Consider the following 19,059-nt stretch of genomic DNA (forward strand, 5'->3'; position numbering starts at 1 on the left):
CACGGTCAATCTAACCGCAATGACCGAAACCGATCTCGAAGACCTGCGTCGCGGTACCGATCTGGTCAAGCGTGGCTTCGCAAAGATGCAGAAAGGTGGCGTCATCATGGATGTCGTCAACCCCGAACAGGCCCGCATCGCCGAGGATGCGGGCGCAGTTGCCGTGATGGCCCTGGAAGCAGTCCCGGCGGACATCCGCAAACGCGGCGGCGTCGCGCGGATGGCCGACCCCGCCGACGTCGAGGAGATCATCGACGAAGTCTCGATTCCGGTGATGGGCAAGTCCCGCATCGGCCACACCAAGGAGGCCCAGATCCTCGAAGCGATCGGCGTCGACATGATCGACGAGAGCGAAGTCCTGACGCCGGCCGACGACGCCTACCACATCGACAAACGGGAGTTCACCAGTCCGTTCGTCTGTGGCGCTCGCAATCTCGGGGAAGCACTGCGCCGGATCGACGAGGGCGCGGCGATGATCCGAACGAAAGGCGAGGCCGGCACTGGCGACGTCAATCAGGCCGTCCACCACCAGCGCACCATCAAGAGCGCGATCCGGAAATTGGACGGGATGAGCCACGAGGAACGGGAAGCCTGGGCGCGAGAGCACGAAGCGCCGGCCGAACTCGTTCACGAGACCGCCGAGATGGGGCGCTTGCCGGTCGTCAACTTCGCCGCCGGCGGGATCGCAACTCCTGCCGACGCGGCGCTGATGATGCACCACGAATGTGACGGCATCTTCGTCGGCTCGGGCATCTTCGGTGCCGAGGATCCCCAGGCCATGGGCGAGGCGATCGTCGAGGCTGTCAACAACTGGGACGATCCCGAGACACTGGCAGCTATCGCGTCGAACATCGGCTCGGGAATGAAAGGCGACGCGAACGCGGACCTGCCCGAAGACGAGCAGATGCAAGGTCGCGGCGTCTGAAGGTCGATAGCTGTTTTTTTGGCTGATTCAGTGAGAAAGGTAGTCCGTTTGTCGCGCGTTACTGTCGCGGATTCCTGGGCGCTTGCTGTTGGGGCGCTGGGGCGCGATTACGGGTTTCGAGCCACCACGCTAGCGCGCCGCCAGCGCCGCCGACGACGACCGGGTAGACGATCGTGCCCACGAGCATCAGGTTGGCGTACTCGCCGATGCCGGCGACCGCATTCTGATTGAACGCCTGGGCGAACACGTAGAATATCTGGCCGAGTTCGAGTTCGTCGATTACGAAGCCGCTGGTTGCGACGACAGTGAGACTGGTGAACAGCCCGAACAGCGTCAGGTACGCGATCGCTGGCGTCGTCCCTTTCGCGAAGGCGTCAGTCAGTGAGCGAACGTAGTTGCTCCGGCGGACGCGAACGAAGCCAACGAGTCCGACGATCAGGGCCGTCACGAGGTACGGGATCGCCGCCGTACTCACGCCTTCGCCGATCGAGAGGCCATGAACTTGGGCAAACACCACGAACGAGGCCAGCAACCGGTCCAGGGTCGAGACCTCGACGAGCTCGGAGACGTCCATGTACACGTAACTCGTCGCGAACAGCCCGATCAGGACGCCGAAGAAGGCGAGTGTGCCGTACGACGTGCCGGCTTTGCGCTCACTCGGCCCGAAGTACCACGAGACGAAGCCGCCAAGACCACCGAACAGGAGCGGGTAGATGAGGCCAGCGAGGACGATCGCAGTCATCATAGAGAATTCTGAACTGCTCGTTGTCGGTACCAGAACCGCGGCGATCAGCATGACCGGCAGATAACCCAACGTGACGGTCGCTCCCGTGAGAACGCCGTCTGTCAGCGATGCGTTCTCATAGAGGTTCGAGTCGGTGATGAGTTTCGCCGTCTGATACAGCAATAGCGGCGCGAGCAGGTAGAGGAACCCGAACGCTGCTTCGCCGGCTTGGAACGTATCAAACGTCGCGTACAGGTACGGAACGATATGGTCTGGCGTCGCGAAGTGCAGATCCATCGTGGTCACCGCACCGATTTCGAGGAGATTGTCGACCAGCCCCTCAGGCATCAGTACCGCGATGCCGATTCCGAGGGCGAACATGACTGCTCCGACGACCGCCCCGGCAATCCCTCCTGACAGCAACGGAAGCACCGTCCGTAACCGGTCGAGATCGAAGCCACCGCCGTAGCCGCCGCCTGGACCACCCGCTGGTGCTGGCTGTCCGGGGCCACCGCCCTGGCCCCCTGGCCGCCCCTGGACCGGTTGGGCTGGAGACTGTCGCTGTCCACCCTGGGGTGGTTGCCCACCCTGTCCCTGGGGAGGCTGGCTGCCTTGTCGGGGCTGGCCGTCCTGCGGTGGCTGTCCGCTCTGTTGTGGGTAACCCTGTCCCTGTTGGGGGCCGCTACCCTGCGGTGGCTGTGTGTCTGTCGGTTGGCCTTGTGTGGGCTGTGTACCTGTTCCCTGCGGTGATGGCCCGCTCTGTCCCGGTTGCCCGGGCTGTTGACGTGGCCCACTTCTAGACGGCTGGCCGTCTGGACCTTTCGACTCTCCCCGATCGGTGGTTCCCGGTGACTGCTGCATTCCCCCAGCCGGGTCTGAGGGCTGCTGGCTCTCTGACTCGTCGTCAGTCTCTGGCCCCGTGTCTGTTCCCGGCGACTTGTTCTGTCCAGTTGGGGGCTGGTTTTCAGGCCTCCCCTGCTGGTCGGGTTCGTTCGGAGTTGTTCGCTCGCTCGGTTCGTTCTCAGCCTCGGATCCGACTGTCAACGTCGCCCCACACGATGGACAAATCCCGGCCGATTCGGGGACTTCGTCCCCGCACTCGTGGCAATACATGTTTCTGACATGACCCACCGGGTTTATAAAGGTGCGTGTTGGATGAGCGGGTTGCTGGGACGGTAAGCGAGTGTGTGGCCAGCGGTGGCCTGATTCGTCAGGTGTTGCGGACTCATGATGGGTCTTCTGATCCGTATCACCCGCGACTCGGTCGGCCCGTCCGCCAGTCTGGGTGGTTATCCGCGAGGGTAATCGTCAAGTCTGTTCGTCTCGGGATTTAGCATATGGAATCCGTTGCGTCCGTTGTGACGCAGGCCCGTGATTTTCTATCTGCGTTGACGAGTACCGAAGCTAAGCTGGCGTGGTCGGCGATTGTTCTGCTCGTCGCGATCCTGCTGGCGGTCGTCGTCGTGCCGCGTGTGCTTGGCCGCGTCTGGTCGCTGTTCACTGACCGATTCGTCCGCGGCAAGGTTGCGGAGGGTGCGGACGTTCTGAGTCAGTACGTTCCGACAACGGCCACCTACCTCCTGGTACGTGGGCTGCAATCTGCCATCCTGTTTGGTGCTACGGTAGCTCTGTTGGTCGTCTGGGGTGGTATGGCCGAAGCCTGGCAGTTGCTCGTGTTGATCAAAGAGTCGATCCCGATGCTGACGCAGTTGCTGCTGACGGTTGGGTTGGCCATCGCGGCATACATCGCCATCGATCAACTCCAACAGGCCGTCGGGAGAATCAGCGAGCAAGCCGATTGGATGACTGATCACCAACAGGAGATCGTCGTCAGGATGGGCCAGCTCACGATTCTCGTGGTCGCTGGCCTGCTGGGACTGACGATCTGGAACATCAACCTCCAGGGATTGCTCGTCGGCGCGGGGTTCCTCGGAATTGTCGTCGGCTTTGCCGCTCGCCAGACGCTGGGATCGATCATCGCCGGATTCGTGTTGATGTTTTCCCGACCGTTTACGATCGGCGATTGGGTCCAGATCGGCGACGAGGAAGGCGTCGTCACGGACATCACGATCGTCAACACGCGCCTCGAGAACTTCGACGGCGAGGTCGTCGTCATCCCGAACGACCGCGTCAGCGACAGAGCAATTGTCAACCGGAGCGAGCGCGGTCTCCTCCGATTGCGCATCGACGTCGGGATCGACTACGAGTCCAGTCCCGAACGCGCAAAGGAAGTCGCCCTGGAGACGATCAAATCGATCGGCGTGATCGCCGATGCACCGCCGCCACAGATCGTGCCAAAGGCGTTTGGCGACTCGGCGATCGTCATGGAGATGCGGTTTTGGATCGATCATCCGACGCCGCCACGAAAGTGGAACGCGGTCGAGAACGTTGTGATGTCGGTCAAATCGGCCTTCGAACGCGAAGACATCAAGATCCCGTTCCCGCAGCGTGAACTCACTGGGCGAGCCGAAACCGGCGGATTCACTGTTCGCGACGCCGAGGCTGGATCGCTGGAGAGCAGTAGCCGATCCACTCACGACTCATAGCGGTACCGACCGAGCTTGGTGGACTGGGCGCGATCACTCGTATAGCTGGGTGCCAGCACCGATCCGTGTCTGGTAGGTCCGAGCGTCGACACCCCATTCGTCGAACGCATCGAGCATGGCCGTCGCGACGGCCCGCTGGTCGCGGTCTCGACAGACTGCGAGGACGCCCGGGCCGGCACCGCTAATCGTCACGCCAGTCGCGCCCGCTGACAGCGCTCGCTCCCGGACGGCGTCGTAGCCGTCGATCAGCTTCGCTCGGGCCGGCGTGACGATACTGTCTTCCATGCCTCGGCCGACGAGATCCGGGTCGTCCTGGGACATTCCCGCGGTGAGCGTTGCCGCGTTCCCGACCGTCTCGACCAATTGGTCGACGGACGTCTCCGTTGGGACGACGCGCCGTGCGTCACGAGTCGAGACGACAATTTCCGGGAGACAGGCGACCAGGGAGATATTTGCGTCGATCTGTGTGACGCCGTCCGGTGTCGCAATGGTGAAGCCGCCCAGAATTGCCGGCGCGACGTTGTCGTCGTGGGCGTCCCCGGAGACGACTGCCTCGCCTTCGGCAGCGATCGGGACCAGTTCTTTGCGGGACTTTCCGCGATCGTAGAGTTCGTTGAGCGCGACCGCCGCCGCGGCCGCACTGGCAGCCGAGGAACCGAGGCCAGAGGCCGGGCGAATCCCTTTGTCAATCTCGATCCGAGCCGGCGCGTCCAGCGCGTCGACGACGGCACCGACGGTATTTTTCTCGGGGTCTTCCGGGATGTACTGGCTCCCGGCACCTGTCACTTCGATCGTCGTCTCGGCGTCGCGTTCGACGCGGACGACATCAGCCGGCGCGGCGAGCGCGATCCCGAAGACATCGAACCCACTCCCAAGGTTCGCGCTCGTGGCTGGTGCCCGCGCCGTCAACATGTCTCGCTGTTGCCGGACTGCTGGCAAAAAGGTAGCGAACTGTCGAGGCTCCTTCGGGTGGCGAAACGTGTCGGCCACCTAATCGAACGCACAACTGATAAGCCCCCGTCCCCGCAATCGCCAACCTGGCCCTCATGGAGTTAGATTTCGCTCGCCTCGTGCTCGTGGCCGGTGACCTTGCTGCCGGGGTCGTGACTGGGTGGCTCGCCGTCTACGCCTGGCGTCACCGTGAGGTCCCCGAAGCGATTCCGTTCGGTGGACTCGCGGCTGTCGTCTGCGTCTGGGCAGTTGCGGACGCCCTGGCGCTGCTCACCACGAGCTCGACGGCCGCAACCGTGCTGACCGTCCTCTCGACCGTGGCTTATTCACACGTCGCCCCGCTCTGGGTGCTGTTTGCGCTGGCGTATACCGGATACGACAACTGGGATCGACCGCACATGCTCGTTACACTCTGGCTTGCACCGCTTGCCTACTCGCTCACTCTGCTCACTGCACCCCTCCACTCGCTGGCCGACGTGGCAGTGACGTTTCAGACTGTCAACAGCATCACGGCACCCGTCAATCCACGGGGAGCACCGTTTTGGCTGTTTACTGCTGTCGCCTATCTGTTGCTCGTTTTCGGGTACTACCGCCTCGTCGAGTTCTCTGTCCGCTCGCGACGCGTGTATCGCCGGCAGACGGCGACGATCGTCGGTGCGAGTCTCTTCCCGCTGATCGCTAATGCGGTCGACGTACTCGGTTTTGGACCTCATCCCGGATTGGATATGACGCCGCTCGCGTTCGCACTAACCGGTGCTTTCGTCGGCTGGGCGCTGTTCGAGTACGACTTCCTGACCGTGGCCCCGCTTGCCAGCGATGTTCTCGTCGAAGAACTACCGGATCCGGTCCTCGTGCTCGATACCGATGATCGAATCATCGATCACAACCAGGCGGCTGTCGCCGCGCTCGGTGTCGAAACACTATCGGGCCAAGCGCTGGACGACGTCGCTCCGGAATTGCTCGACCGACTCGGCACGGATCGGCCCGTCTCGGACCTCGGGCCTGCACGCAGCGACGGTTCATATGCCGTCTTTCGGCCACAGACACAGGCCATTACTGACCGGGCCGGACACCGTCGTGGACGGCTGCTCTTGCTTCGGGACGTGACCGTCCAGCAACGTCGGCTCGACCGCGTCGAGGCCTTGCAGGCGACGACCGAGCAGTTCATCCAGGCTCGCATCGACGATCAGGTGGCTGAAATCGCGGTTTCGTTCGTCGAAGGCGTCCTCGATCAGGAGGTCGCGGCGGTTTTGCTGGCTGAAGACGATTGCCTTCGCCCGGCAGCGCTGTCGACGGAAGTTGCGTCGATTGTCGACGGGCGTCCGCCGGACGTGACGCCCGAAGACGGGGCGTTGTGGGACGCCTACAAGAGCACACGGCCGGGCGTCATCGAAACCGACGGCGCGAGTTGGGGCCCGATCGGCGACTGTGTTGACGGGTCGGGGCCATTACTCGTCATCCCGCTTGACGACGACGGCCTGCTGATCGTCGGTTCGGCGTCAGCCGATGAATACTCGGCCGAGGATCGACAGTTCGCAAACATTCTGGCGGGCGCGACGGCGACGGCGATCGAACGAGTCTCCCGAGAAGAGGAACTCCGGGAGAATCGGCGGATCGTCCGCCAGCGAACCGAACAGCTCGAGTTTCTCAACGGTGTCCTTCGACACAATATCCGCAACGGCATGCAGGTCATCGACAGCAACGCCGATCTGCTGGCCCGATTCGTCGACAGCGACAGTGACGGCCAGCGCCATCTCACTCGGATCCAAGAGCGGTCGGGTGAACTGGCGACGCTGACTGAAACGATCCGCTCGATCACCGATACACTGACCGACGAAACAGACGAGCGTCTCTGGTCAGTCCCGCTCGAACGGACGCTCACGACAGGCCTCGAAGACGTCACAGGCGAGCACGATGTTTCCATCAAGACTGACATCGCGGATGGATCGACGGTCCTGGCGAATGACCTCCTCGCGGACGTCTTCGAGAGTGTTGTCCGCAATGCCATCGAGCACAACGACACCAAGACGACTCACATCGAGATTACGGTCCAGAATGTCGGCGAGTGGGTCCAGGTCTATATCGCTGATAACGGCCCCGGTGTCTCCGATCACCTCAAGGAATCGCTGTTTGAGCGCAACTTCGGCATCAGCGATACCGCCCATGGGTTCGGGCTGTACTTCGTCGCCGTCATGATGGATCTATACGGTGGGGATATCTGGTTCGAAGACAACGATCCGCGGGGCGCAATTGCTGTCCTCGAATTTCAGCGAGGCGACGCGGAACGCGATTTCTGATCGTCTGAGTGTCCCTCTGGGGATCAGATTCGGTCTCACACGGGACGGGCCGACAGGGAAAGGCCTATTCACCAACCAGCACAAGCCGATCCATGATCGGCGTCGTCGGGGGCGGGATCGCCGGACTGGCGGCCGCCCACCGCCTCCAGAAGCAGGATCGAGAGGTTCGCGTTTTCGAGGCGAACACGGACCTCGGTGGTCTCGCAGCGACCTACGAGACCGCCGGCGATCCAATCGAGAAGTTCTATCACCACCTCTCGAAATCCGAGGAGACGATCGTCGAGTGGATCGACGAACTGGGCCTGGAGTCGGATCTGGAATGGCGCTACGGCAGCGACGCCTACTACGTCGACAGCGTCGTCCACCCGATGGACAAGCCCTGGGAGATTCTGGCCTATCCGCACCTCTCGCTGTATGACAAGTTCCGGCTGGGTATGCTCGTGCTGGATGTCGACATCCGTGGCGGCATCCCCAGCTTCGACACCTACGAACGACTGGAGGATTTCGAGGATGTGCCCGTCAAGGAGTTCATCCTCGATCACACCTCGCGGGGCTGTTTCGAGCGATTCTTCAAACCGCTTCTGGAGGCGAAGTTCGGCGACCGCTGGGAGGACGTCAGTGCGGCCTGGCTGCTCGGTCGCGTGAAGTTCCGCGGCGAACGGGACATTCTCAAGGGGGAACTCCTGGGCTACCTCGACGGTGGATTCGGTCGGGTGATCGACGCACTGATCGACTCCGTCGGCCGTGAAAATATCGTGACTGGCGCCCGCGTGACTGATGTGGCGATCGACGGCGCTGGAGTGGAGTCGCTCACTGTCGAGACAGCGGCGGGGGTCCAGACCCACGATGTCGAGGCGGTCGTCGTCGCCACGATGCCGGACGTGCTGGAGCAGTTGACGGGATACACCTGCGAGATCGACTTCCAGGGCACGGTCTGTTCGGTACTCAGTATAGAAGAGTCACTGACGGACACTTACTGGCTCAATATCGCCGACGAGGCTCCTTTCGGTGCACTGATCGAGCACACCAACTACGTCCCGCCCGAGCGGTATGGTGGTGAACACCTGCTGTACGCCGTTAAGTACGTCCAGGACATGGACGACGACCTCTGGCAACAGGACGACGACGGCGTCGAGGAAACCTGGCTTTCCGGGATCGAGGACCTCTTCCCCGAATTCGACCGCGAGTCAGTCAACTGGATCGAGACGGCACGCAACCCGAAGACGGCTCCAATCTACGAGCGAGGCTATCTCGACATGGTGGTGCCCTACGATCTTGGCGACGACGTGGCCGAGGGCGTCTACTACGCGGGGATGGCCTCACAAGCCCAGTATCCGGAACGCTCGCTTAACGGCGCGATCGTCGCCGGCCAGACGTGTGCCGAACGAGTCCAGGAAACACAGTAATTCTCTCCCCATCGAGTGGTGAGCCGACTCCTTGTCACCGCACTCGTCTGGATACTGGATCATCGTGTTCGACTATACACGACAACCAAACCAAGCACCACGAGATAGAGACCGAGTGCGTTACGAACGGGGATCCATCCTGGCGACTGCGCTGTAATTCCGAGCCACATTTCCGCGATTCCGTACCCCAAAAGTGTCACGACAGCAGTTGTCCAACTGATTGGCTTGGCGTTCGGACGCCAGCGTGTGAGTGCCAGCGCTGCTCCGACTGAGACAAGGCTGCTTGTACCGATCGTCTGTGTCATCGACACACCAGGTGTGTGACCGAATGCGATGGCTACCGGGAACAGCACCATGTTGATCGCGACAGACGCAGACACAATGCGTTTCCCACGTTGCCAGCTTTCTTTGAACGATTTGACCGGATGGGGGCTTGACCGATCCGCTGGCTGGCTGGTGGCGGTCACGCCAGAACTGACAACACAGCATAACAAAACGGTTTCGCATTGCAAATATGCCCAATGGGCTCGTCTTCACCCTGGATATTGGCGGTTCCACAGCGGAAACACCACGCCAGGGATTTGCCATCGGCCCTGTCGAGGTCCTCGCTACCGCCGATCACGACTCCGCGCTTGGCGGTCTCGACACAACGTCGTCAGACATATCGATAGCGTGAGAGTGTCCTGGGTGCTCATGCTCTTCGGTATCGAAAGCGGGGCCGATAATCAATAGGTCTCGGCCGCGACATCGAGGCGTTCGAAATTCACGCCTCGTGTGTAGTTGCCAGTTCTTCGCCGAGAACCGCGACGAACGATGGAGTTACAGACGTTTCGTCACGAAACTGATCCGGTCTGACGGGCCGATCGGCGACGCCAGTTGCCCCGCCGTTGCGGTCAATCAGGTACCAATCTCGCTCTCGACGGCATCCGGGTCGACGCCAGGGGCGTCTTCGACATCGACTTCCTCGGGCTCCTCACCGCCGCCGACCACGACTTCGCCGTCGTCGGTCTCGACGTAGACATCGTCGGCGAAGCCTCCGATTGCGTGGGGGTGGTCGGGGTCGTCGAGTTTTTCCGGCGTCGAGGGCGCGTCGGGAAGCCCACTCTCAGGCAGGAACTCGCCCAGTGGATCGTCGATCGTGATCCCGTGAGTCTCGAAGAACTCGGCGTAGCGGTCGTAGTGAGCCTCGACCTCATTGACGGGGAACTCCATCATCTCGGTCCAGCCGTGGTTGTAGAAGTCAAAGTTGGCCTGGGCGTGGGTTATTTCGCGCGCCTCTGCCTCAGGGTAGCCGTCCTCTAGCGCGACGACGTAGGTGTCCATCGTCGCATCGAACAGCGCTTCGAGGCGATCGCGGCGCTCCTCGCGGCGCTCTTCGTCGGCCCAATCTAAGAAGAAGTCGGTGTGAATGTCGACGAGGCGGTCGGCCACCATGTCGCCGACGACCGGTGCTGTCAGGCTTTGCTTTGCCGCCCAGTGTTTGACGCCTTGTTTGATTTTCATATACCTGGCTTTTGGCTAGCCAGACACATCAACGTCCGGGAGTCGATAGCCTGGGATGACACGAATGACGGGCACGATGTCTTTCCATGGAACGATCGACCCGAGATGTCGATCTGGAGCGGGTCCGAACGGACGAGCGGAAACCAGCTAATGCTGCCGATTGTGACGATAGCAATCCACATTAGGCCCCGGTTCCAATATCGAGAGCATGACCACGGCCCACGTAATCCTCGGCGATGGTATCGCGGGCAGTTCCGCCGCGGAGACGATCCGCGAGGCGGATCCCGACGCCGACGTGACCGTCATCACCGAGGAAGGCGAACCCCTCTACAATCGGATCCTGATCAAGGAGTTCGCCAAGGGGAAACTCCCCGAAGATCCCATTGCAATTCACGAAGAAGAGTGGTACGACGACCGTGATATTGAGCTCCACCTCAACACGCAGGTCACGGGTGTCGACACCGACGCCCAGACTGTCGAGGCCAGCGACGGGGAGACCTTCGAATACGACAAGCTCCTCGTGGCGACCGGTGGCACGCCGATCGAACTCCCGATCGAGAACAGCGACGCCGACGGGATTCATCACTTTTGGACCTTCGAAGACGCGCGTCGCATTCGCCAGCACGCCAGCGAGGCCGAGACCGGTGTGGTCGTTGGGGCCGGACTGCTCGGGATCGACCTCGCGGCGATCTGTGGCGCTCAGGGCGTCGACGCCGACTATCTCATGCGGGGCAACCGCTGGTGGCGCTACGCGCTCACGCTCGATGGGGCTGAACTGATTCACGAAGCACTTCGAGATCTGGGCGTGACGCCGGTGTTCGAGAGCGGCATCGAGCGCTTCGAGGTCGACGACGACGGCCACGTCTCCGGGGCAGTCGACTCCAACGGCGAGTTCCACGAGGCCGAGTTCGCGGCCGTCGCGGTCGGGCTTGACTACAACACGGAGTTCCTCCAGGAGTCGCCCGTCGAACTGGACGGCGGGGTCGTCGTCGATGAGCATATGCGAACCAGCGTCGAAAACGTCTATGCGGCCGGCGATCTCACCCGGTACTTCGATGTCATTCTCGACGAGCGCGCCCAGAACGGTTCGTGGGGCAGCGCCAAAGAGCAGGGAGCCGTCGCCGGTGAGAACATGGTCGCTGACGAACCTGCAGAGACGTTCCGGTACGTGCCGACGTACTCGATCACACACTTTGACTTCCCATTTCTTTCCTTTGGGCACCCGACGCTCGGCGACGAGTCCGCCGAATGCACCTACAGCGACGACGAGTGGCGACGACTCACCTTCAAAGACGGGTGTCTGATCGGTGGTGTCCTGATCGGGGATCTCTCGCAGCAGAGTGCCTTCAAACGCATTATCCGCCAGGAACGGCCCGTCGGCGATCAAAGAGACCTTCTGCTTGAACCCGAGGTCGATCTAGACGCCCTGGCCGCCCCCGCGGTCGAACTGTAGGCCAGCTAATCCTCGTCAGTTGTCGTCTCTCGTCACACGTATCGACACCGTTTTGCGCCCCAGTCCGCTGGTAGACGTATGCAGAGCGATTCGGGTGGCGAGATGACTCTCGCCTTCGATCTGGACGCGCTACAGCGACTCGCCCACCCCGACGCTGTTTTCAACGACGCTCGGACGTGGAGCGAGTACGTCGGCATCGTCTCGACGGAGCCAACCTACGTCGTCACCAACTTCGCCCGCAAACACCGGGTTCGCCAGGACTTTTTCTCCGGGCCGCGCGGGCGCAAAGATAGTCTCACCTCGGTCAAAGACCAGTTCGAAACCCCGCGGTACGTCTACGTCGGGTCCGACGAGGACGCCAAGGCACTGGCTACCGAGCAGGGCTGGGAGTACCTCGACGTCGAAGCCGCGGCCGAGGCCGCCGAGTGGGAACTCGGCGACCCCGAACCGCCGGCCCAGGCAGAGAACGAAGAGACGCGAGACGACTGGCCCTAGACGAGTTGCGTGTGACAGGTCCGCAAGCAGCGACAGTTCTCGGGTGGCCTTGCACCCTTCGAGTTGTTTAACCCCGCCGGCGAGCAACGTCCAGCCGATGAGTTCCCCGCGCGTTCCCGGCTCTGGCAACCGTCTCGAACTCCCCTGTGGCGAGTCCGTCGGCCTCTCTGCCCTGGACATGGGAATGCGGGAGTTCGAGTGTGACTGTGGCGACACCCACGCCGTCGTCATGGACGTGCATCCGCCCGGTCGCTTCCTCCCGGAATTTCTCGTCGACGTGCTCAGAGAGACAGTCGAAACGACAGACGAGGCTGAACAGCTGGGAACTATCCACCTCATGGGGATCGTTTTCGAGGAGTTTCCCGACGCCGTCGTGGCCGAAGACGTCGAGGACGACGGTGACATCGGCTGTGGACTCGTCTGGATCACTGACTTTGACTCCCGGCGCCTCCACGAAATCGTCGTCGAACTCGTCGTCGAACTGATGGAACACGCCGTCAGCCACGCCGACGACGAGTCGGCGATCGACGCCTTCGAAACCGAGATGGCTGAGTTCGACGTGGGCGAGTTCGTCGAAGTGTATCGCCAACAGCGGGACTTCGATGGCGAACGGGATTCCCCAGTCTAACCCACTGTGTGACAGTATTGGGCCCGCCCTCGCTTGTGTGACAACCAATTGCGTCTCAGTCTGGCAGTTCGCCGGCACAGCCGTCAGACGCCAGTCTGACGGTGTTTAATGTGGGTTGGGGCCGTGTGTCATACCATGTTGCGCCACGGCGACTTCGAGACCATTTGCGCCGTGATCCGCGAGGCCGATCGCGACGGGCCGCTGACCGCGCGGGAGATCCTCGACCTGCTCGAGGCACACGGCGAATCCTTCGATAGTGCTCACCAGGTGGCGACCGTCCTCGGCCGACACGCCGACACGGGCGAGATCGAAGTCATTCAGGACCGGCCGTACCGCTATCGATTCGACGAGCGGGGTCGGTAAGGCGGTCCCTCTGTTGCTGTCCGGTCGATCGCCGATCGCAACACGTTTTTAGGCCTCATTCGTGGCCGTAGCCGTGCAGCGTCTCCGTGATCGAGTCCGGCTTGCGAACCCTCGTCGAGCCCTTGCCCTCGTCGCCGCGCTCGCGCTCGTCGTCAGGCTGGCCGGGCTTGGTGTTCGTATCGCCCACTGGGATGAGGGACGGGTCGGCTACTGGATTCTCCGGACCGCCGCGAGCGGTCACTGGGAGTACCGCCCGATCATTCACGGCCCGTTCGTCCAGCACGTCACGCGGTGGGTGATCGGTGTCGCCGGCGCATCGGACTTACTCATGCGGCTCCCGGTAGCCGTGCTCGGCAGTCTCCTTCCGCTCTCGGCGTTGCTCTTTCGGACCCGACTGCGGGACGCCGAAACGATCGCCCTCGGCGTCGTTCTGGCCCTCAACCCACTGTTGTTGTACTACTCACGGTTCATGCGCAGCGATCTCCCGCTAGCGCTGTTCGCGTTCGTGACCCTCGGTGCGATCGTGGCCGCGATCGACACCGACCGACGGCGCTACCTCCACCTGGCAGCGGTCGCGTTCGCGCTGGCGCTGACGACCAAAGAGAACGCGATTCTCTACCCCGTCTCCTGGCTGGGTGCGCTGGCGATGCTCAGTGTCGGTACTGCCATTGCTGCTCGCCGGGATGGCGGAAATCCGCTCGATGCCGTCCAAAACCGAACCGTCGCCGTGAAGGACCGTCTCTGGGCGTGGCGCCGGACGCTACCCCTCCTCCCATTGGAAATACTCGCTATCCTCGTGTTCTTTTATGCACCTCGGTCCCCCGATCCGGGCGCTGGACTCTGGAGCGCACTCGTCGATCCGTCGCTTCTCCCGGGCGTCATCTGGAAAGCCACTATTGGGTCGGCGGCCGCTTTCGTCGACCTTTGGCTCGCCCCGGATATGCACGCTCACCCATACGTGCCGTACCTGGCCCACTTCGGGGCCGTCCTTGCTGTGGCGGCCGCGGCGACGGTTCTGTTGGCACTGCTTGCGATCCGCTGGCGATCCAGACCGCTCGTGGGCTTCTGTGGCTGGTGGGCGCTGTCGGCGTTCGTCGGCTACCCCTACGTTGCGGACATCAAAGCGCCATGGCTCGCCGTTCACGTTGTGATAGCGCTGGCAATTCCAGCGGCAATTGGACTCGTGGCCGTCTCCGACCGACTCCAGGCTGCGCGTCTGGACGGCCGAGCTGTCGCCACTGTTGGACTTGCAGCACTGTTGGTCAGTTCGGGTGCGTTCGTCGTCGGCTCCAGTGCTACCCTCACCTATCAGCAACCGCCACATGGACTCAACGTCGTCGCCCAAGGTGGACAGCCGGGTGGTGATCTCCGGCCGATCGTCGATGACCTCCAGACGATCGCGGCAACCAACGAGGGGGCTGACGTGCTATACTACAGTGATCTCGCCGTCGACAACGAGTCACACAACGACCAGCCGCCGGCCGCGAGCAACTGGTACGACCGATTGCCGTTACCGTGGTACACCGAAGCGACCGATGCGACCGTGACCAGCGCGGCCGACGTCGATTCCATGCCGGCCGACCCACCGCCGATCGTGATCGCAAACAGCTCCCATCGGGATGTCCTCGAACCCCGACTCCCGGGATACAGCGTCCGTGAAGAAGCCGTCTTGCTGCGTCCAGGCCCCGTGACGATCGGTGCGTTCGGTTTCGAGTACAACCTCGGCGGGAAAACGTTCGTGTTCTTCGTCGATCGGGACGCACTGGCGGCTGGCAGGTAAGCTCTAAATACGATTTTCGAAATTCACTTGCGAGTATCGTAACCTTTCGCCGGGTTTATTACGACGAACGAACTCCAGATGCACAATGACGGACGACGAAGATCGTACGATCCTGCTGATCGGTAGTGGCCCGATCCAGATCGGACAGGCGGCCGAGTTCGACTATTCGGGGGCACAGGCTTGTCGTGCACTCCAAGAAGAGGGTGCGCGCGTGGTACTGGTCAATTCGAACCCCGCAACCATCATGACCGATCCGGAGATGGCCGACGAGGTCTACCTCGAACCCATCAACACGGAAGCCATCGCCGAGATCATCCGCAAGGAGGAGCCGGATGGGGTAATCGCCGGGCTTGGGGGCCAGACCGGACTGAACGTCACCGCAGAACTCGCCGAGGAGGGTGTCCTCGAAGAACACGACGTGGACGTGATGGGCACGCCACTCGACACGATCTACGCAACGGAGGACCGTGATCAGTTCCGGAAGCGGATGCAAAAAATCGGTGAACCAGTCCCGACCTCGACGACTATCAAGAGCATGGACGAGGTCGAGGAGGCCGTCGACGAGGTGGGTGGCCTCCCGGTCATCATGCGGACGACCTACACGCTCGGCGGGGCCGGATCGGGCGTCATCGACGACATGGACGAGTTGAAAGAGGCCACCCGGAAGGGGCTGCGCCTCTCCCGTGACGACCGCGTGATGATCACCGAGTCCATCGACGGCTGGATCGAACTGGAATATGAGGTGATGCGCGACGCCGATGACTCCTGTATCATCATCTGCAACATGGAGAACTTAGACCCGATGGGGATCCACACCGGGGAGTCGATGGTCGTCACGCCCTCCCAGGTCATTCCGGACGATGGCCACCAGGAGATGCGCGACACGGCGCTGAAGGTAATCCGCGAACTGGAGATCCACGGCGGCTGTAACATCCAGTTCGCCTGGCGTGACGACGGGTCGCCCGGCGGGGAATACCGGGTCGTCGAGGTCAACCCCCGCGTCTCCCGCTCGTCGGCACTGGCGAGCAAGGCGACTGGGTACCCGATCGCCCGCGTGACCGCGAAGGTCGCGATGGGCAAGCGCCTCCACGAGATCGAAAACGAGATCACCGGCGAGACCACCGCCGCCTTCGAGCCAGCGATCGACTATGTCGTCACGAAGATTCCGCGCTGGCCGATTGACAAGTTCACTGACGTCGACTTCGAACTCGGTCCGGCGATGAAGTCCACGGGAGAGGCAATGTCGATCGGGCGAACGTTTCAGGAGTCACTGTTGAAGGCGCTGCGCTCAACAGAGTACGACCCCGCGGTCAACTGGGCCGAGATCGACGACGAGGAACTCGAATCGGAATACCTCGTGCGCCCCTCGCCCGATCGCCCGTATGCGATGTTCGAAGCCTTCGAGCGCGGGTACAGTGTCGAGGCAGTCTCGGAACTCACCGAGATTCGCGAGTGGTACGTACAGCGGTACAAGCGGATCGCCGACGCTGCCGAGGCCGCCCACAACGGCGATCTCGAACTCGCGGCCCAGGAGGGCTTTACGAACCACGAAGTCGCCACGCTGGCCAGCGGCGGGGCCTTCGAGGATACGCACGCCTCCTGGTTGCCTGACCGTTTGCTCGATAAGCGCGGGGTCGTCGAGGCGGACAGCGAGGTCACGCCCCAGACCGACGGCGGGACCGGCACCGTCTCAGTCGAGGACGTCGAGGGGAACGCGCCACCCCGCTCGTTCAAGCAGGTCGACACCTGTGCCGGCGAGTTCGAGGCTTCGACGCCATACTACTATTCGGCCCGCGAGCCCATCTCGGGGCTGGAACGCAACGAAGTGCAGGTCGATCCGGACGTCGAGAGCGTCGTCGTGGTCGGTGGCGGGCCGATCCGGATCGGCCAGGGCGTCGAGTTCGACTACTGTTCGGTCCACGCCGTCCGCGCCTTAGAGGAGATGGGCATCGACGCCCACGTCGTCAACAACAATCCCGAGACGGTCTCGACGGACTACGACACCTCTGACGGACTGTTCTTCGAGCCAATCACCGCAGAGGAAGTCGCCGACGTCATCGAAGAGACCGGGGCTGACGGCGTGATGGTCCAGTTCGGTGGCCAGACCTCTGTCGATATCGGGCATCCTTTGGAGACGGAACTCGACCGCCGCGGGCTGGACTGTGAGATTTTGGGCACCTCGGTCGACGCGATGGACCTCGCGGAGGACCGGGACCGCTTCAACCGGCTGATGGACGAACTGGGCATCGATCAGGCCGAGGGTGGCACGGCCACGAGTGAGGCGGAGGCGCTCGAACTCGCTCGCGATATCGGCTATCCCGTCCTCGTCCGCCCGAGTTACGTTCTGGGTGGGCGCGCAATGGATGTCGTCTACAACGACGAGGACTTGAAGACCTACATCGAAGAAGCTGTCAGGGTCAGCCCGGACAAGCCGATTCTCGTCGACGATTTCCTCGCCGATGCCGTCGAACTCGACGTCGACGCTGTCGCCGACGCTGCCGGCGAGGGTGGGGATGTGCTCATCGGTGGCATCATGGAACACGTCGAGACGGCCGGGGTCCACTCCGGCGATTCGGCGTGTATGATACCGCCACGTAGCGAGGAGATCAAGGATGTCATGCCGCGCATCCGCGAGGTTGCCGAGGAGATCGCTCGCGAACTCGACGCCGAAGGACTGCTCAACGTTCAGTTGGCGGTCCGGGACGGAACGGTCTACGTGCTTGAAGCGAATCCGCGCTCCTCGCGGACGGTCCCGTTCATTTCGAAGACGACAGGCGTCCCGATCGCCAAGATTGCCGCGAAAGTCATGGCCGGGACCGATCTCGACGACCTCGATATCGAGGAGAACCAACCCGAGCAGGTTTCGGTCAAGGAAGTCGTCCTGCCGTTCGATCGCTTGCCAGGATCGGACCCGCGTCTCGGCCCGGAAATGAAGTCCACGGGCGAGGTCATGGGGACTGCTGGCTCCTTCGGGAAAGCCTATCAGAAGGCCCAGCAGGCGGTCGGCAAGGCGATCCCCCTCGACGGCACGGCGATCGTGGACCTCCCCATCCTCGGGTTCGAAGAGCACTTCGAGACGCTGGCTTTCGAGGACTTCGAGGACAATGCGGCGATCGAGCAGGCACTGCGTGACGGCGAGGTCGACCTCGTGATCTCCCGTGATCGGGATGTTCTGGAGGTCTGTGTCGAGGAGACGATTACGTACTTCTCGACGCTGGAAAGTGCCGAGGCCGCCCTCGAAGCGATGGAGTCCGCTGACGAGCCACTGAACGTTCAGGACATCGCCTCACGCCCCAAGGCTGCCCGGAAGTGGGGTGGTGAGTGAGATGAGTAGCGACCGAGCCAAGCAAGCGCTGCGCTCGTTTCTCGGTGATGACGAGCAACTGCTGGAAACCTGGGCCGTCGACGGGGCCACGCGCGGACTGTCGCTGTCAGTTCCGACGCTTGGCGACTCGGAGACGCTCGGGCTGACCGATCAGCGACTCCTCTGGCTCGACGAGGACCTCGAAACCGTGCCACTCGAGAATATTCGCGACCTCGAACCGACGTCGATGCAGCCCTCCGGGGCTGGACTGCTAGCTGGCGTTGGCGGACTGGCTCTGGCACTGGGGTTACTGGTCACACCAATTCTCTGGGTGTTCGTCGACGTGTCGGCCCGGATGGCGCTGGCGCCGATCGTCATTGGCGCGGTGCTGTTTGTCGCCGGCCTGGTCGGGTCGCGGCTGCGGGACGACAGCGACGATCGTCCGGCCCAACACTACCTCCAGATTAGAACGTCCGAGACGACCGTTCAGGTGTTCGCCGACGACTCGGACATCGAGGACATTCGTGAGCGAATTGCAACAGCCACTGACGAGACAGCCACTGACGAGACAGCCACTGACGAGACAGCCACTGACGAGACAGCCACTGACGAGACTTAGGCGACGGTCGCTCGCCGCGTCGAAGCGATCGGCAAACACTTTCCGCCGGCCCTCCCTATTGCAGG

Annotated in this window: 15 protein-coding genes; 11 read left to right on the top strand and 4 right to left on the bottom strand. The window is 62.4% G+C overall.

The genetic code is table 11. The features are described from left to right. The first annotated feature begins 19 nt into the window (after positions 1-19). The gene (gene pdxS / locus HZR20_RS11010; RefSeq protein ID WP_181686758.1) at positions 20-925 is read left to right on the top strand and encodes a pyridoxal 5'-phosphate synthase lyase subunit PdxS; all 906 of its coding nucleotides are present in this window, start codon (positions 20-22) and stop codon (positions 923-925) included. A 58-nt stretch (positions 926-983) separates the two neighbouring features. On the opposite strand, the gene HZR20_RS11015 is transcribed toward pdxS, so the two are convergent. Beyond that, positions 984-2,762 carry a zinc-ribbon domain-containing protein gene (locus tag HZR20_RS11015; RefSeq protein ID WP_181686760.1) on the bottom strand — a complete coding sequence of 593 codons (1,779 nt, stop codon included), beginning with the start codon at positions 2,760-2,762 and terminating at the stop codon, positions 984-986. 224 nt (positions 2,763-2,986) lie between these two features. Here HZR20_RS11015 and HZR20_RS11020 point away from each other — a divergent pair, with 224 nt between their 5' ends. Beyond that, on the top strand, positions 2,987-4,195 hold the full coding sequence (locus tag HZR20_RS11020) for a mechanosensitive ion channel family protein (protein WP_181686762.1): 1,209 nt from the start codon (positions 2,987-2,989) through the stop codon (positions 4,193-4,195). A gap of 33 nt (positions 4,196-4,228) precedes the next feature. On the opposite strand, the gene HZR20_RS11025 is transcribed toward HZR20_RS11020, so the two are convergent. Continuing rightward, positions 4,229-5,107, bottom strand: a complete 879-nt coding sequence (locus HZR20_RS11025) for a homoserine kinase (RefSeq protein WP_181686763.1) — start codon at positions 5,105-5,107, stop codon at positions 4,229-4,231. 134 nt (positions 5,108-5,241) lie between these two features. On the opposite strand from HZR20_RS11025, the gene HZR20_RS11030 reads away from it, so the two are divergent. Together HZR20_RS11030 and HZR20_RS11035 are read left to right on the top strand one after the other, a co-directional pair. Then, entirely contained in the window at positions 5,242-7,443 is a 2,202-nt protein-coding gene (locus HZR20_RS11030; RefSeq protein WP_181686765.1) for a sensor histidine kinase, read from the top strand. A gap of 92 nt (positions 7,444-7,535) precedes the next feature. Then, a complete protein-coding gene (locus HZR20_RS11035) occupies positions 7,536-8,849 on the top strand; it encodes an NAD(P)/FAD-dependent oxidoreductase (protein WP_181686766.1) in 1,314 nt (437 codons plus the stop codon). 59 nt (positions 8,850-8,908) lie between these two features. On the opposite strand, the gene HZR20_RS11040 is transcribed toward HZR20_RS11035, so the two are convergent. Together HZR20_RS11040 and HZR20_RS11045 are read right to left on the bottom strand one after the other, a co-directional pair. Beyond that, the gene (locus HZR20_RS11040) at positions 8,909-9,316 is read right to left on the bottom strand and encodes a hypothetical protein (protein ID WP_181686767.1); all 408 of its coding nucleotides are present in this window, start codon (positions 9,314-9,316) and stop codon (positions 8,909-8,911) included. Positions 9,317-9,746: 430 nt separating this feature from the next. Next, positions 9,747-10,352: a DUF6149 family protein gene (locus HZR20_RS11045; protein ID WP_181686768.1), complete on the bottom strand. Its 606-nt coding sequence runs from the start codon at positions 10,350-10,352 to the stop codon at positions 9,747-9,749. 208 nt (positions 10,353-10,560) lie between these two features. Between HZR20_RS11045 and HZR20_RS11050 the strand changes: the two genes are divergently transcribed. The 7 genes from HZR20_RS11050 to HZR20_RS11080 all read left to right on the top strand — a co-directional run bounded on the left by HZR20_RS11050 (position 10,561) and on the right by HZR20_RS11080 (position 18,994). Beyond that, the gene (locus HZR20_RS11050; protein ID WP_181686770.1) at positions 10,561-11,805 is read left to right on the top strand and encodes an NAD(P)/FAD-dependent oxidoreductase; all 1,245 of its coding nucleotides are present in this window, start codon (positions 10,561-10,563) and stop codon (positions 11,803-11,805) included. A 78-nt stretch (positions 11,806-11,883) separates the two neighbouring features. Then, positions 11,884-12,300, top strand: a complete 417-nt coding sequence (locus HZR20_RS11055) for a DUF7124 domain-containing protein (protein ID WP_181686771.1) — start codon at positions 11,884-11,886, stop codon at positions 12,298-12,300. A 97-nt stretch (positions 12,301-12,397) separates the two neighbouring features. Further along, positions 12,398-12,928: a DUF5815 family protein gene (locus tag HZR20_RS11060; RefSeq protein ID WP_181686773.1), complete on the top strand. Its 531-nt coding sequence runs from the start codon at positions 12,398-12,400 to the stop codon at positions 12,926-12,928. Positions 12,929-13,036: 108 nt separating this feature from the next. Continuing rightward, positions 13,037-13,291: a hypothetical protein gene (locus tag HZR20_RS11065; RefSeq protein ID WP_181686775.1), complete on the top strand. Its 255-nt coding sequence runs from the start codon at positions 13,037-13,039 to the stop codon at positions 13,289-13,291. Between the two features lie 73 nt (positions 13,292-13,364). Beyond that, positions 13,365-15,071, top strand: coding sequence for a flippase activity-associated protein Agl23 (locus tag HZR20_RS11070; RefSeq protein WP_181686777.1), 1,707 nt, complete (start codon positions 13,365-13,367; stop codon positions 15,069-15,071). 85 nt (positions 15,072-15,156) lie between these two features. Next, entirely contained in the window at positions 15,157-18,396 is a 3,240-nt protein-coding gene (gene carB / locus HZR20_RS11075; RefSeq protein WP_181686783.1) for a carbamoyl-phosphate synthase large subunit, read from the top strand. Between the two features lies 1 nt (position 18,397). Further along, positions 18,398-18,994 carry a DUF6232 family protein gene (locus HZR20_RS11080; RefSeq protein ID WP_181686860.1) on the top strand — a complete coding sequence of 199 codons (597 nt, stop codon included), beginning with the start codon at positions 18,398-18,400 and terminating at the stop codon, positions 18,992-18,994. Positions 18,995-19,059: the final 65 nt, after the last annotated feature.

Origin of the sequence: Halorhabdus salina (assembly GCF_013839425.1) — an archaeon.
GTDB lineage: Archaea > Halobacteriota > Halobacteria > Halobacteriales > Haloarculaceae > Halorhabdus > Halorhabdus salina.

Bases quoted from the DNA above. Each gene is read 5' to 3' on its own strand.
- pdxS (WP_181686758.1), top strand. From the start codon at position 20: ATGACCGAAACCGATCTCGAAGACCTGCGTCGCGGTACCGATCTGGTC.
- HZR20_RS11015 (WP_181686760.1), bottom strand. From the start codon at position 2,762: ATGTATTGCCACGAGTGCGGGGACGAAGTCCCCGAATCGGCCGGGATT.
- HZR20_RS11020 (WP_181686762.1), top strand. From the start codon at position 2,987: ATGGAATCCGTTGCGTCCGTTGTGACGCAGGCCCGTGATTTTCTATCT.
- HZR20_RS11025 (WP_181686763.1), bottom strand. From the start codon at position 5,107: ATGTTGACGGCGCGGGCACCAGCCACGAGCGCGAACCTTGGGAGTGGG.
- HZR20_RS11030 (WP_181686765.1), top strand. From the start codon at position 5,242: ATGGAGTTAGATTTCGCTCGCCTCGTGCTCGTGGCCGGTGACCTTGCT.
- HZR20_RS11035 (WP_181686766.1), top strand. From the start codon at position 7,536: ATGATCGGCGTCGTCGGGGGCGGGATCGCCGGACTGGCGGCCGCCCAC.
- HZR20_RS11045 (WP_181686768.1), bottom strand. From the start codon at position 10,352: ATGAAAATCAAACAAGGCGTCAAACACTGGGCGGCAAAGCAAAGCCTG.
- HZR20_RS11050 (WP_181686770.1), top strand. From the start codon at position 10,561: ATGACCACGGCCCACGTAATCCTCGGCGATGGTATCGCGGGCAGTTCC.
- HZR20_RS11055 (WP_181686771.1), top strand. From the start codon at position 11,884: ATGCAGAGCGATTCGGGTGGCGAGATGACTCTCGCCTTCGATCTGGAC.
- HZR20_RS11060 (WP_181686773.1), top strand. From the start codon at position 12,398: ATGAGTTCCCCGCGCGTTCCCGGCTCTGGCAACCGTCTCGAACTCCCC.
- HZR20_RS11065 (WP_181686775.1), top strand. From the start codon at position 13,037: ATGTGGGTTGGGGCCGTGTGTCATACCATGTTGCGCCACGGCGACTTC.
- carB (WP_181686783.1), top strand. From the start codon at position 15,157: ATGACGGACGACGAAGATCGTACGATCCTGCTGATCGGTAGTGGCCCG.
- HZR20_RS11080 (WP_181686860.1), top strand. From the start codon at position 18,398: ATGAGTAGCGACCGAGCCAAGCAAGCGCTGCGCTCGTTTCTCGGTGAT.